Annotated in this window: 13 protein-coding genes; 7 read left to right on the forward strand and 6 right to left on the reverse strand. The window is 74.3% G+C overall.

Annotation, left to right across the window (positions count from 1 at the left end):
* Positions 1–94: 94 nt before the first annotated feature.
* Positions 95–640: a DoxX family protein gene (locus Srubr_RS38780; protein ID WP_189996394.1), complete on the reverse strand. Its 546-nt coding sequence runs from the start codon at positions 638–640 to the stop codon at positions 95–97.
* 178 nt (positions 641–818) lie between these two features.
* On the opposite strand from Srubr_RS38780, the gene Srubr_RS38785 reads away from it, so the two are divergent.
* Both Srubr_RS38785 and Srubr_RS38790 read left to right on the forward strand, forming a co-directional pair.
* On the forward strand, positions 819–1,802 hold the full coding sequence (locus Srubr_RS38785; protein ID WP_189996395.1) for an aldo/keto reductase: 984 nt from the start codon (positions 819–821) through the stop codon (positions 1,800–1,802).
* 119 nt (positions 1,803–1,921) lie between these two features.
* The gene (locus tag Srubr_RS38790; protein ID WP_189996396.1) at positions 1,922–3,115 is read left to right on the forward strand and encodes a D-alanyl-D-alanine carboxypeptidase family protein; all 1,194 of its coding nucleotides are present in this window, start codon (positions 1,922–1,924) and stop codon (positions 3,113–3,115) included.
* A gap of 263 nt (positions 3,116–3,378) precedes the next feature.
* Here Srubr_RS38790 and Srubr_RS38795 read toward each other — a convergent pair whose 3' ends face one another.
* Complete coding sequence (locus Srubr_RS38795) at positions 3,379–4,137, reverse strand: SDR family oxidoreductase (protein WP_189996397.1); 759 nt, start codon at positions 4,135–4,137, stop codon at positions 3,379–3,381.
* A 195-nt stretch (positions 4,138–4,332) separates the two neighbouring features.
* Positions 4,333–5,346, reverse strand: a complete 1,014-nt coding sequence (locus tag Srubr_RS38800) for a Gfo/Idh/MocA family protein (RefSeq protein WP_189996398.1) — start codon at positions 5,344–5,346, stop codon at positions 4,333–4,335.
* Positions 5,347–5,510: 164 nt separating this feature from the next.
* Between Srubr_RS38800 and Srubr_RS38805 the strand changes: the two genes are divergently transcribed.
* From Srubr_RS38805 to Srubr_RS38825, 5 genes are all read left to right on the forward strand, one after another.
* Entirely contained in the window at positions 5,511–6,872 is a 1,362-nt protein-coding gene (locus tag Srubr_RS38805) for a multidrug effflux MFS transporter (RefSeq protein WP_189996399.1), read from the forward strand.
* Positions 6,797–7,993: a serine hydrolase domain-containing protein gene (locus tag Srubr_RS38810; RefSeq protein ID WP_189996719.1), complete on the forward strand. Its 1,197-nt coding sequence runs from the start codon at positions 6,797–6,799 to the stop codon at positions 7,991–7,993. The genes Srubr_RS38805 and Srubr_RS38810 overlap by 76 nt, the downstream gene beginning before the upstream one ends.
* Positions 7,994–8,371: 378 nt before the next feature.
* Complete coding sequence (locus tag Srubr_RS38815) at positions 8,372–9,346, forward strand: small ribosomal subunit Rsm22 family protein (protein WP_189996400.1); 975 nt, start codon at positions 8,372–8,374, stop codon at positions 9,344–9,346.
* A gap of 30 nt (positions 9,347–9,376) precedes the next feature.
* A complete protein-coding gene (locus Srubr_RS38820; RefSeq protein ID WP_189996401.1) occupies positions 9,377–10,066 on the forward strand; it encodes a TetR/AcrR family transcriptional regulator in 690 nt (229 codons plus the stop codon).
* 115 nt (positions 10,067–10,181) lie between these two features.
* Positions 10,182–10,919 (forward strand): bifunctional DNA primase/polymerase, encoded by a 738-nt coding sequence (locus Srubr_RS38825; RefSeq protein WP_189996402.1) that lies wholly within the window; start codon positions 10,182–10,184, stop codon positions 10,917–10,919.
* Between the two features lie 115 nt (positions 10,920–11,034).
* Here the strand turns inward: Srubr_RS38825 and Srubr_RS38830 are convergent, their stop codons facing one another.
* The 3 genes from Srubr_RS38830 to efeB are packed head-to-tail and all read right to left on the reverse strand — an operon-like array spanning position 11,035 to position 14,113.
* Positions 11,035–12,027 carry an SCO2278 family lipoprotein gene (locus tag Srubr_RS38830; RefSeq protein WP_189996403.1) on the reverse strand — a complete coding sequence of 331 codons (993 nt, stop codon included), beginning with the start codon at positions 12,025–12,027 and terminating at the stop codon, positions 11,035–11,037.
* Positions 11,987–12,859 (reverse strand): iron uptake transporter permease EfeU, encoded by an 873-nt coding sequence (gene efeU, locus Srubr_RS38835; RefSeq protein WP_189996404.1) that lies wholly within the window; start codon positions 12,857–12,859, stop codon positions 11,987–11,989. Before efeU ends, Srubr_RS38830 begins: the two co-directional genes overlap by 41 nt.
* 3 nt (positions 12,860–12,862) lie before the next feature.
* Positions 12,863–14,113 carry an iron uptake transporter deferrochelatase/peroxidase subunit gene (gene efeB, locus Srubr_RS38840; RefSeq protein WP_189996405.1) on the reverse strand — a complete coding sequence of 417 codons (1,251 nt, stop codon included), beginning with the start codon at positions 14,111–14,113 and terminating at the stop codon, positions 12,863–12,865.
* Positions 14,114–14,121 lie beyond the last annotated feature (8 nt).

The raw sequence follows: 14,121 nt of genomic DNA on the forward strand, positions 1-14,121 counted from the left end.
GTACGTGCGCGTCTACGGCCATCCGCGCACGTGCCCAACTGCCGCGCTTCTCTGAGGCGTTCCGCCCCGGTGCCGTACGGACGCCGGCTCCGGCTCACTCCTCGAACAGCGTCTCCTGCTCGCCCTGCGCCTTGCGCCGCAGCCGGCGGTTGCGCGCGCCCACCACCACGGCCGTCACCGCCGCCGTCGCGCCGAGGGCGGCCGGGACCATCCAGCCGCGGTCGAGCACGTGGCCGAGGGCGTGGTCGACGGAGAGGCGGCCGGGGCCGGTGACGGCCAGGCCGGCCGCGGTCAGGCCCAGGAACGCCGCGTGCTCGTAGCCGCCCTCCTGGGCGAAGAAACCGTTGGGCACGTGCACCGCCGCCGCCCCGGCCATCCCGCCGGCCGCCGCCGCGCCGGCCGCCGGGGTCGCGAGGCCGAGCGCCAGCAGCGTGCCGCCGCCGGTCTCCGCCAGGCCCGCCGCCATCGCGCTCAGCTTGCCGGGCAGGTAGCCGACGGACTCCATGAACCGGCCGGTGCCCTCCAGGCCGTGTCCGCCGAACCAGCCGAACAGCTTCTGCGTGCCGTGTGCCGCGAGCACCCCTCCGGTGCCCAGCCGGAGCAGCAGCAGGCCCAGATCACGTCGGTCGTAACAGGTCACGGTGACTCCCAGCAGACAGGCGGACGGGGCTCCCCCACCTTCCGTCCACCTTCGCACCCACGGCCCCGCCCGGCCCCTCGTGGCCGCCGTTCGGGTGGCGGGCTGATCACGACAGGTGTGAGAGGGACCCCGTACGGCCCTTGCCCTCGCGCGCGCTCCAACTCCTAGCGTCCGGCCCATGGCGACGACACGGACGCTGGGACGCAGCGGCATAGCGGTGAGCGCGCTCGGTTTCGGGTGCTGGGCCATCGGCGGTGAGCACCGGATGGCCGACGGGCAGCCCGTCGGCTGGGGGAAGGTGGACGACGACGAGTCCGTACGGGCCGTCCGGCGGGCGCTCGACCTCGGTGTCACCTTCTTCGACACGGCCGACTCCTACGGAACCGGGCACAGCGAGGAGATCCTGGGCCGGGCCCTGGGCAAGCGGCGGGACGACGTGGTCCTCGCCACCAAGTGGGGCAACGTCTTCGACCCGGGCGCCCGCACCCTGACCGGCACCGACGACACCCCGGAGTACGCCCGGCGGGCCCTCACCGCCTCCCTGCGCCGGCTCGGCACCGACCACGTCGACCTGTACCAGCTGCACATCTCCGACGCCGACCCGGACCGCGCCGCCGAACTCCGCGACGCCTGCGAGGAGTTCGTGCGGGAAGGGCTGGTGCGCGCCTACGGATGGAGCACCGACGATCCCGAGCGGGCCGCCGTCTTCGCCGAGGGCCCGCACTGCGCGGCCGTGCAGCACGCCCTCAACGTGCTCCAGGACGCGCCCCGGACGCTGGCGCTGTGCGAGCGGCTGGGGCTGGCGAGCGTCAACCGCAGCCCGCTGGCCATGGGACTGCTGGCGGGGCGGCGCGGCGGGACACTGGAGGCGGGGGACATCCGCAGCCGGCCGCCGGCCTGGCTCCCGGGGTACGCGCCCGACGGCTCCGGCGCCGATCCGCGGTGGCTGGCCCGGATCGACGCCGTCCGGGACGTCCTCACCAGCGACGGCCGTACCCTCGCCCAGGGCGCCCTCGCCTGGCTGTGGGCCCGCGGCCCGCGCACCGTGCCGATCCCCGGCTTCCGGACCGTCGCCCAGGCCGAGGAGAACGCCGGGGCGATCGAGAAGGGACCGCTCACCGCCGGCCAGGTGGCCGAGATCGACCGCCTGCTCGGCCGGTGAGCGTCCCAAGGCCCGTTCGGGCGTGTCGACTTGGCCCGTCTCGCCGGTACGCGGCGTGATCCGGACCGTACCCCCCTCCGGGCGCGGAACGTCAGCTCGGCGCGGTGTACGGTCCCCGGGTGCGTGAATGTTCCCGCCTCAGCCGGCGTGCCGTCCTCGGCCTGACGGCCGCCGCCCTGCCCTTGTCCACGGTCACCGACGCCGCCGCGGCCACCACGGCCGTCGGGGGCGAACGGCTGGCCCGTACCGGAGTCCAGGTGCGCGGCGCCTCGGGGCTGCCCCGGAAGCTGACCGCCCGCGCCTGGCTGGTCGCCGACTGCGCGAGCGGGGAGGTGCTCGCCTCGTTCGACGCGCACCGGCGGCTCGCGCCCGCGTCCACGCTGAAGATGCTGTTCGCGGACACCGTGCTGAAGAAGTTCGACCGCGCCCGGCGGTACAAGGTCACCGACGCCGACCTCGCCGACGTCCCGGCCGGTTCCAGCCTCGTCGGGATCAAGCCCGGCATCACCTACACCGTCGAGCAGTTGTGGCAGGGCGTGTTCCTGCGGTCCGGCAACGACGCCGTGCACGTGCTGTCCCGCATGAACGGCGGCCTCGCCAAGACCGTCGCCGAGATGCAGGCCAGGGCGAAGGACTTGCAGGCCCTGGACACCCATGTGGTCAGCCCCGACGGCTACGACCACAAGGGGCAGCTGTCCTCGGCCTACGACCTCACGCTCTTCGCCCGCCACGGGCTGAAGGACGCCGACTTCCGCGGCTACTGCGGCACGAGGACGGCCGACTTCCCGGCGGGCGGCAAGAAGACGTTCCAGATCCAGAACACCGACCGTCTGCTGACCGGGGCATGGGGTCTGAAGACATATGACGGCCTGATCGGTGTCAAGAACGGCTACACCAGCCATGCCGGCAACACGTTCACCGGCGCGGCCACCCGTGGCGGGCGCACCCTGCTGGTGACCGTGATGCATCCCGACTCCGGCGGCAACGCCGTGTACGAGGAGACGGCCGCGCTGCTCGACTGGGGCTTCGGCCACGGGCGTTCGGCCCGGCCCGTGGGCACGCTGGTCACCCCGCTCAGCGAGGGCGGGGCGAGCGCGAGTCCGCAGGCCGGTCGGCAGACGGTGCGCGCGGCGGCCGGTGCCCCCGGTGTGGTGACCGCGGGCGGCGGCTCCACCGGCCCGGTCGCGCTGACGGCCGGCGCCGGCGCGCTCGCCCTGCTGGGGGCGGGCGCCTGGGCCCTGCGCCGCCGCCGGACCCGGACGGCGACACCGGAGGGCGAGCAACCGGAACCGACGGCCGGCGAGCGGGACTGAGCCGGCGTACGTACTCGGCGTCCGCGCACCCGCGTGCTTGTGCGGCGGCCGTTCCCGCGCCCGGTCCGGCCTCGCGGTGGCGCGAGGTGTACCCCCCTGTTCCGGTCCGGTGGAACGGCCGCCGCCTCCCCCCTCGGAATGGCCGCGGAACCGTCGTGCTCCAACTGTGAAGCTCCGGTGGAGAAAAGTTGAGCATAGGTCAGCAACGGGCCGCAATACCGCGGACGTACCGGTTCCGCCGCCGGCGCGGCCCCGGGCGCGGCTCAGCCCCGGCCGATGTACGGCATCGTCGTCGCCAGTACCGTCGCGAACTGCACGTTCGCCTCCAGCGGCAGCTCCGCCATGTGCCGTACCGTGCGCGCCACGTCGGCCACGTCCATCACCGGTTCCGGGGCTACCTCCCCGTTCGCCTGGAGCGCACCGGTCTGCATCCGGGCCGTCATGTCGGTCGCCGCGTTGCCGATGTCGATCTGGCCGACCGCGATGCCGTACGGCCGCCCGTCCAGGGACAGCGACTTGGTCAGACCGGTCAGCGCGTGCTTGGTCGCGGTGTAGGCGACCGAGTGCGGGCGGGGCGTGTGCGCCGAGATGGAACCGTTGTTGATGATCCGGCCGCCCCGCGGCTCCTGCTCCTTCATCCGCCGGTAGGCCGCCTGCGCGCACAGGAACGCCCCGTTGAGGTTCGTGTCCACCACGTGCCGCCAGGCGTCGTACGGCAGTTCCTCGACCGGGACCCCGCCGGGCCCGAAGGTCCCCGCGTTGTTGAACAGCAGGTCCACCCGGCCGAACCGCGCCACGGCCGCCGTGAACAGCGCCTCGACGTCCTCCGGCCGGGACACGTCGGTGGGGACGGCGAGCGAGGCCGCCCCCGGCACCAGCGCCGCCGTCTCCGCCAGCGGCTCGGCGCGCCGGCCGGCCAGCGCCACGGACCAGCCGGCGCGCAGCAGTTCCACGGCGACGGCCCGCCCGATGCCGGACCCGGCCCCGGTCACCACCGCGATCTTCGAGTTCCTGTCAGTCATGACTCCGCAGCGTAGGCGGAGAGTCCGCCATACGGAATCGACTGTCCGCCATACGGTTACCTGGCGCGAACGGGGTACCCGGCGCGGACGGGGTGCCCGGCGCGGACGGGGTGCCCGGCGCGGACGGGGTGCCCGGCACGGACGGGGTGCCGGCGCGGACAGGGTGCCGGCGCGGACAGGGTGCCCGGCGCGCGGCTAAACGCCCACCGGCGCCGCGTCCCCCGGGTACCGCACCCCGACCCGCTCCCGCACCGCGTCCATCGTGCGCATCACCGCGAGCGTGCCCTCCAGCGGCACCAGCGGCGACTCCTTCTCGCCCGCCCGCAGCGCCCGCATGACCTCCCGCGCCTCGTGCCGCATGCTGGTGCGCGGACCGTCGGCGGGATCGGCGGCGAACTCCACCGGCTCCCGGCCCTCGCGGTGCAGCACGAACCGCTCCGGGTGGAAGAACCCGGACGGCACGTCGATCCGGCCGCGCGTGCCGGTGACCGACGCGGTGTTCGCCGTACCGCCGGCGATCGAGCAGTGCAGCGCGGCCAGCGCGCCGCTCTCCCAGGACAGCACGGCCCCCGTCTGGAGGTCGACGCCCTCGGGCGAGAGCACCGCGCTCGCGGCGATCCCGTCCGGCTCGCCGAGCAGCAACTGCGCGAACGCCACCGGGTACACCCCCAGGTCCAGCAGCGCCCCGCCGCCCAGCGCCGGGTCCCGCAGCCGGTGCGTCGCGGGGAAGGGCCCGGAGATCCCGAAGTCCGCCTGCACCGTGCGCACTTCGCCGATCGCGCCGTCCGCCACCAGTTCCCTCAGCCGCCGGACCAGCGGATTGCAGTACATCCACATCGCCTCCATCAGGAAGCGGCCGTGCTCCCGGGCCAGCGCGACGAGTTCCTCCGCCTCGCGCAGGTTCAGCGTGAACGGCTTCTCGCACAGCACGTTCCGGCCCGCCCGCAGGCACAGCCCGGCCGCTGCCCGGTGCGCCGCGTGCGGGGTGGCGACGTAGACCACGTCCACGTCCTCGTCGGCGGCCAGCGACTCCCAGTCGCCGTACGCCCGCCGGGCCCCGAACCGCTCGGCGAACGCCTCGGCCGACTCCGGCCGGCGCGAGGCCACCGCCGCGATCTCCGCGTCCGGCAGATCGACCAGGTCCGCCGCGAACGCCGCCGCGATCCCGCCGGTCGCCAGGATTCCCCACCGCACGCTCTGTTCCGCCATCTCCGCCCCGCCCTCGCTCGTGTGTGCCTCGGCAGTCTGTCCGAGCTGAGAGCATAGGTGCCGGTCGGACCGGTGACACCGATGTCGCGACGCCCGATGCCGGCGCCACCCGTGTCAGCGTCACCGACGGCTCAGGGGCTCACAGTACGGACAGGGAGGGGCAGATGCCGGAGCACGCGGCGACACCGAAGCCGGAACAGGGCCGGGGCCAGGAACAGGACCAGGAACAGGACCAGGAACAAGGCCAGGGCCAGGACCGTCACTCCGCGGCCGCGCCACCGGCGGCCGGCGCCCCGGGCCGCACCGGCCCCCTCGTCACCCTTCTCCTCGGCGCCCTCACCGCGACCTCCCCGCTCGCGATGGACATGTACCTGCCCGCGCTGCCGCAGGTCACCCGCTCCCTGGACGCCCCCGCCGTCACCGTGCAGCTCACCCTGACCGCCTGCATGGCCGGACTCGCGCTGGGCCAGCTGATCGTCGGCCCGCTCAGCGACCGCTGGGGACGCCGCCGCCCGCTGCGCGCCGGGCTCGTCATCTACCTGGCCGCCACCGCCCTGTGCGCCCTCGCCCCCACCGTCGAGGCACTGATCGCGTTCCGCCTGGTGCAGGGCCTGGCCGGCGCGGCCGGGGTGGTCATCGCCCGGGCCGTCGTACGCGACCTGTACGACGGTGTCGCCATGGCCCGCTTCTTCTCCACCCTGATGCTGATCTCCGGGGCCGCGCCCATCGTGGCGCCGCTCGTCGGCGGGCAGATCCTGCGGGTGACGGACTGGCGGGGCGTGTTCGTGGTGCTCACGGTGATCGGCGCGCTGCTCACCGCCCTGGTCTGGGTGCGGCTGCCGGAGACCCTGCCCCCGGCCGAGCGGCACCGCGGCGGCGTCGGCGAGACCCTGCGCGCCATGCGCGGCCTCCTCGCCGACCTGCCCTTCACCGGCTACATGCTCGCCGGCGGCTTCACCTTCGCCGCGCTGTTCGCCTACATATCGGCCTCCCCGTTCGTCATCCAGGAGATCTACGGCGCCTCCCCGCAGACCTTCAGCCTGCTGTTCGGCCTGAACTCGGTCGGCCTGGTGGCCGCCGGGCAGATCAACGGCAAGCTGCTGGTCGGCCGGGTCAGCCTGGACAAGGTGTTCGCGGCCGGCCTGGCGGTGGTCGCGCTCGCCGCGGCCGCCCTGCTGCTGATGGCCACCGGCGTCTTCGGCGACACCGGACTGGTGCCCGTCGCCGCCGCCCTGTTCGTCCTGATGTCCGCGATGGGCGTCACCCTGCCCAACGCCCAGTCCCTCGCGCTGCTGCGGGTCCGGCACGCCGCCGGCTCCGCCTCCGCGCTGCTCGGCACCTCCTCCTTCCTCGTCGGCGCGGTGGTCTCCCCGCTCGTCGGCGTCGCCGGAGAGCACACCGCGGTGCCCATGGCCGTGGTCCAGCTGGCCGGAGCACTGGTCGCGGCGGCCTGCTTCGTGGGAATGTGCCGTCCCCGGACCACACGGGAGACCACCCGTGCGCACGCGGAGGGAGACGCGAGCTGAGCGCACCGAGACTGCGCGCCGGCACACCGGAACGAGCCGGGCTCGACCCCGTCGAGCTCGGGCACCTGGTCGCCGAGGTGCACGCCCTCACCGCCGGTGAGCGTCCCTGGGCGGCCGGTGCCGTCGTGCTGGCCGGCCGCGGGCCCGTGATCGCCGTCGCCGAGGCCGCCGGCTGGGCGGTCCGCTACGCCGGCCACGACCCCGAGACCGGCACCGGCGTCGAGCTGCCGCTCTCCGCCCGGGTCCCGGCCGCCCTCGACACCCGCTTCGACCTGGCCTCCCTGACCAAGCTGTTCACGTCGGTCGCCGCCGTGCAGCAGATCGAGCGGGGCACCCTCGGCATCGACGCCCGGGTCGGCGACTACCTGCCCGACTTCCACGCCGCCGCCGAACACGGCGTCACGGTACGGCAGTTGCTCACGCACACCTCCGGGCTGCGCCCCGAACTGCCGCTGTACGACTGCCCGGACGACGCGTCCCGGTTGGACCTGCTGCGCGCCGAGGCGCCGACGGCCCGGCCGGGCGCGTACCGGTACTCCGACCTGAACATGCTGCTGCTCCAGGCCGTCCTGGAGCGGATCACCGGCCGCTCCCTGGACGTCCTGGTGCGGGACGGCATCACCCGGCCGCTCGGCATGACCCGCACCGGCTTCGGGCCCTGCCCCGGCGCCGCGGCCACCGAGGACCAGCGGCGGCCGTGGGCCAAGGCCGAGCGGGGGATGCTGCGGGGCGTGGTCCACGACGAGAACGCCTGGGCGCTCGGCGGGGTCGCCGGACACGCGGGCCTGTTCTCCACCGCGCCCGACCTGGCCGTCTTCTGCCGCGCCCTGCTCGCCGGCGGCTCCTACGGCCCCGCGCGCATCCTCGGCCCCGACTACGTGGAGCTGCTGTTCACCCCGCCCGGCCTGGGCTTCGTGCTGGACCAGCCGTGGTTCATGGGCGAACTGGCGGGCCGCGGCGCGGCGGGCCACACCGGTTTCACCGGCACGTCCCTGGTCCTGGACCCGGCCACCGACACGTTCCTGATCCTCCTGGCCAACACGGTCCACCCCCGCCGCCGCCCACCCGACAACACCCCGAGAGCGACCTTGGCGACGAGACTGGCGAGAGCGGTGATCTGACCGCCCACCCCGTCACGTCCGCCCCACGACCGACGACCGGCCGCCGACGCCTTCCCGGCCGACGGACCGACGGCCCGCTGACGCCGCCCACTCGACCGCCCGAGTCGTCACAGGCAGCCGGGAGCGCCTTCCCGCCCGGCCGAGCCGCGACTCGGAGACGGTGCTTTCCCGACCGGCCGAGCCGCGACTCCGTGACAGCTCCTTCCCGGCCGGTCGAGTCGCCCTGTCGGGGCGGTTCCCTCCGAACCCGCCGAGCCGCGACTCGGTGACGGCGCCCTTCCGGCCGACCGAGACGGGTGGGCGGGTGGGAAACGGGGGGGCCGGGGGCGAAGCCCCCCGGGGCGTTCGTGTCGGTGCCGGGCGCCATAGAATCGCCGGGTGAACGACCTCCGCACGGCCCTGGCCGCACTACTGGACGGCCTGCCCCCCAAGGAGGTCGCCGCCGCCGTCGACCGGCTGATCGCCAACTACCGCGGCGACACCCCCACCCACGCGCCGATCCTCCGCGACCAGGCGGACGTCGCCGCGTACGCCGCCTACCGCATGCCCGCCACCTTCGAGGCGGTCCGCTCCGCCCTCGCCGCCCTCGCGGACGCCCTCCCCGGCTGGACCCCCGCCGGCCACACCGACGTCGGCGGCGGCACCGGCGCCGCCACCTGGGCCGTCCAGACGACCTGGCCCGGCGAGCGCGCCGTCACCGTGCTGGACTGGGCCGAACCCGCCCTCGCCGTCGGCCGCCGGCTCGCCGCCGCCCACCCGGCCCTGAAGGACGCCCGCTGGCGGCGCGCCCGGATCGGCGCGGACCTCACCCTGGACGACACCGACCTGGTCACGGTGTCGTACGTGCTCAACGAGCTGACCGAGTCCGACCGCGCCGCCCTCGTCGACGCTGCCGCCCGCGCCGCCCGTACCGTCGTGATCGTCGAGGCCGGCACCCCGGCCGGTTACGCCCGCGTCATCGAGGCCCGCGACCGGCTGGTCCGGGCCGGTTTCCGGATCGCCGCGCCCTGCCCGCACAGCGCCGCCTGCCCCATCGCGCCCGGCAGCGACTGGTGCCACTTCTCCGCCCGGGTCGGCCGCTCCTCCCTGCACCGCCAGGTCAAGGGCGGCTCCCTGGCGTACGAGGACGAGAAGTTCTCCTACGTCGCCGCGACCCGGCTGCCCGCCGAACCGGCCCCCGCCCGGGTGGTCCGCCGCCCGCAGATCCGCAAGGGCCAGGTACTGCTCGACCTGTGCGAGGCCGACGAGCGGCTGCGCCGCAGCACGGTCACCAAGCGCCACGGCGACCTGTACAAGGCCGCCCGGGACGCCGACTGGGGCGACGCCTGGCCGCCGTACGACTCCGTGTCGTAGCCGCCGCCCCGGCTTGTTACTTTCGGTCCCATGGTCAGCAAGCCCGCCCCCGACGCCACCCGCCGCAGCGAGAAGTCCCGCCGGGCGATCTACGCCGCCGCCCTCTCCCTGGTCGCGGAGGTCGGCTACCCGAAGACCACGGTGGAGGGCATCGCCGCCCGCGCCGGGGTCGGCAAGCAGACCATCTACCGCTGGTGGTCCTCCAAGGCGGACGTCCTGCTGGAGGCATTCCTGGACCTCGCCGAACAGACGGCTCGGGAGGCCGGACACGACACGGCCGGGTACGAGGCGGCCAGGCAGGGCACGGCCGGACCCGGCACGCCCGGGGACGAGACCGCCGCGGACCAGACCGCCGGCATCCCGGACACCGGCGACCTGGCCGCCGACCTCAAGGCGGTGCTGCGCGCCACGGTGGACGAGCTGCTCGACCCCCGCTTCGACGCACCGGCGCGCGCGCTGACCGCGGAGGGCGTCGTCAACGAGCAGCTCGGCCGCGTCTTCGTGTCCCGGCTCCTGGAACCGCAGCTCCAGCTGTACGTCGCCCGGCTGCGCTCGGCGCAGGAGGCCGGGCAGGTACGGCGCGACGTGGATCCCCGGATCGCCCTGGAACTGTTCGTGTCGCCGCTCGCCCAGCGCTGGCTCCAGCACACCGGCCCGATCACCTACGACTACACGGACACCCTGGTCGACTACGCCCTGTACGGCCTGGCGCCGCGTTGACCGCCCGTACCCCTGCCGGTGACAGTCGGCCACTCGCCTGCGCCGACCCCCCGGTCCACGCGAAGATGGGACGATAAGGCATGCTGTCCGCTACACCAGCGAGGCGAGGGGATAGATGAGCGGGACGTTCGGCGGCCGGTCGGGCCGGCAGGGCAAACTCTCCCAGTGGCTGCGCGGACGCCGCCCGAAGGAGGGCGCCGCCGACGACGGCGGTCGCGAGACCCTGCTGCTCGCCGCCGCCGGCGCGGGTCTGCCGCTCGCCCCCGCCGCGCACCCCGCGCCCGGCTACCGCTGCTCCTGCGACCGCGTCGGCTGTCCCACCCCCGCCCGGCACCCGGTGTCGTTCGCCTGGCAGACGCAGTCCACCACCGACCGCGCGCAGATCGAGCGCTGGGCCCGGCACCAGCCGCAGGCGAACTTCATCACCGCCACCGGCATGGTGCACGACGTCCTCGACGTGCCCCTGGAGGCCGGCCGGGAGGCCCTTCAGCGGCTGCTCGGCGCCGGGATCGAGGTCGGTCCGGTCGCCGAGAGCGACGACGGCCGCATGCTGTTCTTCACCCTCACCCGGGGCACCCCGGAGGACGAGGACGAGTGGTGGCCCTGCGAGCTGGACTGCCATCCGGAGACGATGGACGAGCATCCCGGCCTGCGCTGGCACTGCCGGGGCTCCTACGTCCTCGTACCGCCCGCCCGGCTGCCCGGCGACGACGACCAGCGGGTGCGCTGGGTGCGCGGCCCGGAGCACGCGCTGCCCGATCCGCTGAGCCTGCTGGAGGCGCTCACCGACGCCTGCGCCCGGCACGGTGCCGAGGCCGACCACCCGGGCGCGGCCTGGCCCCTGCGCCACTGAAACCGGCGCCCCCAACCGACTTCACCACTCGGTTCCCAACCGACATCACCGCCCGGTTCCCAACCGACTTCACCGCCCGGCGCCCGGCCGACTCCGCCGACCGGTCCGCCGCGGTTCAGCCGCCCTGCGCGGACGTCAGTCCCTGCACCCGCCCCAGCATCCGTACCGGCCCGCCGCCGGCCGGGTCGAGCACGGCCTCGTTGGCGATGGACTCCATCGTCAGGGACTGCTTCACCTCGCCCTTGATCAGGGCCCGCACGTCGTTGTTGGGGATCGGCACGGTGGCGCCGGTCGCGGCGGTCCGCTTCTCGTAGTGGTGCGTGGTGAAGAACACCAGCGCCCCGCCGTCCGCCGTGCGCAGCGCGAGCGGCGCGTAGGCGCCGTGGGTCAGCGGTTCGTCGATGAACTGCCGGACCAGGCCGGGCTTCTCGGCCTCCTTCTTCCGGGCCGCGCGCAGCCCGCTGGTGTCGCGGCCGTCCGCGAAGGCCGTCCCGCCGTTCTTCAGGTAGGCCGCGTACGACTTGCTCAACTCGTCGGGGCGGACGGCCAGTCCAGTGGTGTCGGCGGGCACGGCCTCGGCCCGGCCGTCCGCGTCCTTCTTGAACTCCGGTACGGTGCCGGGCGCCATGAGGGTCAGATAGGCCACCCGCCACCGCTCGCCGAGGTCGCCGCGGGTGAACACGAGCACCCAGCGGACGTCGCCGCCCTTGTTGCCCCGGGCGTCGGCGACGAACCAGCGGGGCCAGCCGGCCTTCTTGACGATCGTGATCTTCACGTCCGTCAGGGTCAGCGGGGTGTGGGCCGGGTTGCCGGAGGGACTGTTGACGCGCCCCGCCTTCAGCCGGGCGGAGTCGATGTCGGCGAGGGCGCCGGTGACATAGGGGGCGTCCACGGAGCTGTCGTAGGTCTTGTCGGCCTTGTTGTACGCGTCCGTGAACGCGGCGACGGCCTTGGCGGCCTCGGCGCGGGTGGCGGCGGGGAGCACCTCGCGCTCCCCGTGCACCACCACGCATCCGCTCGCCGTCAGCGACAAAGCGGTCAGCGCGGCCGCTATGAGTGCGTTCCGGTCACGCCTGCGAGGCCGCCGAGGGCTGCGTTCCCTGCTCATCGGGCTCCTTCACCTTCCCCTTCCCGGAGGCGAACCCTACCGGGGAGAGGAACAGCGCGAGCACCGGGACCAGATACAGCGCCCACACCGTGACCTGGACGACCGTCGGATCCGGCTGGAAGTTGAACACGCCCTTCAGCAGCGTCCCGTACCAGCTGTCCGGCGGGATGGCACCGCTGATGTCGAACGCCAGGTCGTTCAGGCCCGGCACCCAGTCGGCCTCCTGGAGGTCGTGGAAGCCGTACGCCAGCACGCCCGCCGCGACCACGACCAGCATGCCGCCGGTCCAGGTGAAGAACTTCGCCAGGTTGATCTTCAGCGCGCCCCGGTAGAACAGCCAGCCCAGGAGCACCGCCGTGGCCAGGCCCAGGGCGACCCCGATCAGCGGGCGCGGGGTGCCGTCGGAGGCGGCGTGCACCGACGCCCACACGAACAGGGCGGTCTCCAGCCCCTCCCGGCCCACGGCGAGGAACGCGGTGGCGACCAGCGCGCCGGTGCCGAGCTTGAGTGCCGCGTCCAGCTTGCCGTGCAGTTCGGACCTCAGGTGCCGGGCGGTGCGCCGCATCCAGAACACCATCCAGGTCACCAGGCCGACGGCGATGATCGACAGGGAACCGCCGAGCGCCTCCTGCGCCTGGAAGGTCAGTTCCTGCGAGCCGAACTCCAGGGCGCAGCCGAAGCCCATGGCGATGGCGACGGCGACCCCGATGCCGGTCCAGAGAGGCTTGAGGGCGTCCCGGCGGCCGGTCTTGACCAGGTAGGCGATCAGGATGCAGACGACGAGCGACGCCTCCAGTCCCTCGCGCAGGCCGATCAGGTAGTTGGAGAACACGGGCTACGCCTCCTTCGAGAACAGCGTCCGGCCCCACCAGTCGCCGGAGTCCCGGACGCCGGGCGGGATCGCGAAGACCGCCGAACCCACGTGCTGGATGTACTCGTTGAGCGCGTCGTGCGCGGCCAGCTTGCGCTGGAGCGGGATGAAGCCCTTGCGCACGTCCCGCTGGTAGGCCAGGAAGAACAGGCCGGCGTCGAGCCGGCCGAGGCCGTCGGTGCCGTCGGTGAAGGAGTAGCCCCGGCGCAGGATGGTGATCCCGCCGTTGGAGTCCGGGTGCGAGAGCCGGACGTGCGCGTCCGGCTTCATCGCCTTCAGGAACGGCTCGTCGTGCTCCTTGGCCTTGCCGACCGGGGCGCCCTCGCGCTTGTCCCGGCCGAAGACGTCCTCCTGCTCCTGGAGCGAGGTGCGGTCCCAGGTCTCGATGTTCATCCGGATCCGCCGGGCGACCAGGTACGAGCCTCCGGTCATCCATGCCGGGCCGTCCCCGGCGCCGACCCACACGTGCTCGTCCAGCCGGCCGGTCTCGGTGCCCGCGATGTTGCGGGTGCCGTCCTTGAAGCCGAAGAGGTTGCGCGGGGTCTGCGCGCCCGGGGTGGTCGAGGAGGTCTTGCCGAAGCCGAGCTGAGACCAGCGCACGGCCACCTTGCCGAAGCCGATGCGGGCGAGGTTGCGGATGGCGTGCACGGCCACCTGCGGGTCGTCGGCGCACGCCTGGACGCACAGGTCGCCGCCGGTGCGGGAGCGTTCCAGGTTGTCGCCGGGGAACTTGGGCAGGTCGACCAGGGCCTCGGGCCGCCGGTCCTTCAGCCCGAACCTGTCGAACAGCGACGGACCGAAGCCGATGGTCAGCGTCAGCCGGGACGGATCGAGGCCGAGCGCCTCCCCGGTGTCGTCCGGCGGGGCCTCGGGGAGCCCGCCGTAGGCGCCCTCGCCGACCGGCTGGCCGGCGGTCATCCGGCGGGCCGCCTCGGTCCAGTCCTTCAGCAACTGGACGAACGCCTCGCGGTCGTCGGTCTTGACGTCGAACGCGGCGAAGTGCAGCCGGTCCTGCACCGGGGTGGCGATGCCGGCCTGGTGGGCGCCGTGGAAGTCCACCGCGCCGCCCGCCTCGCCGGCCGCCGGGTCCCTGTCGTCGCCCGACTGGGCCACGGCCACGGCCCCGCCGGCCACGGCGGCCCCGAGCGCGAGCCCGGCACCGCCCCAGCCGATCAGCGCCCGGCGCGACGGATTGCTCCCCTGGGTGTCGGTCATCGCCCTTC

Origin of the sequence: Streptomyces rubradiris (assembly GCF_016860525.1) — a bacterium.
GTDB lineage: Bacteria > Actinomycetota > Actinomycetes > Streptomycetales > Streptomycetaceae > Streptomyces > Streptomyces rubradiris.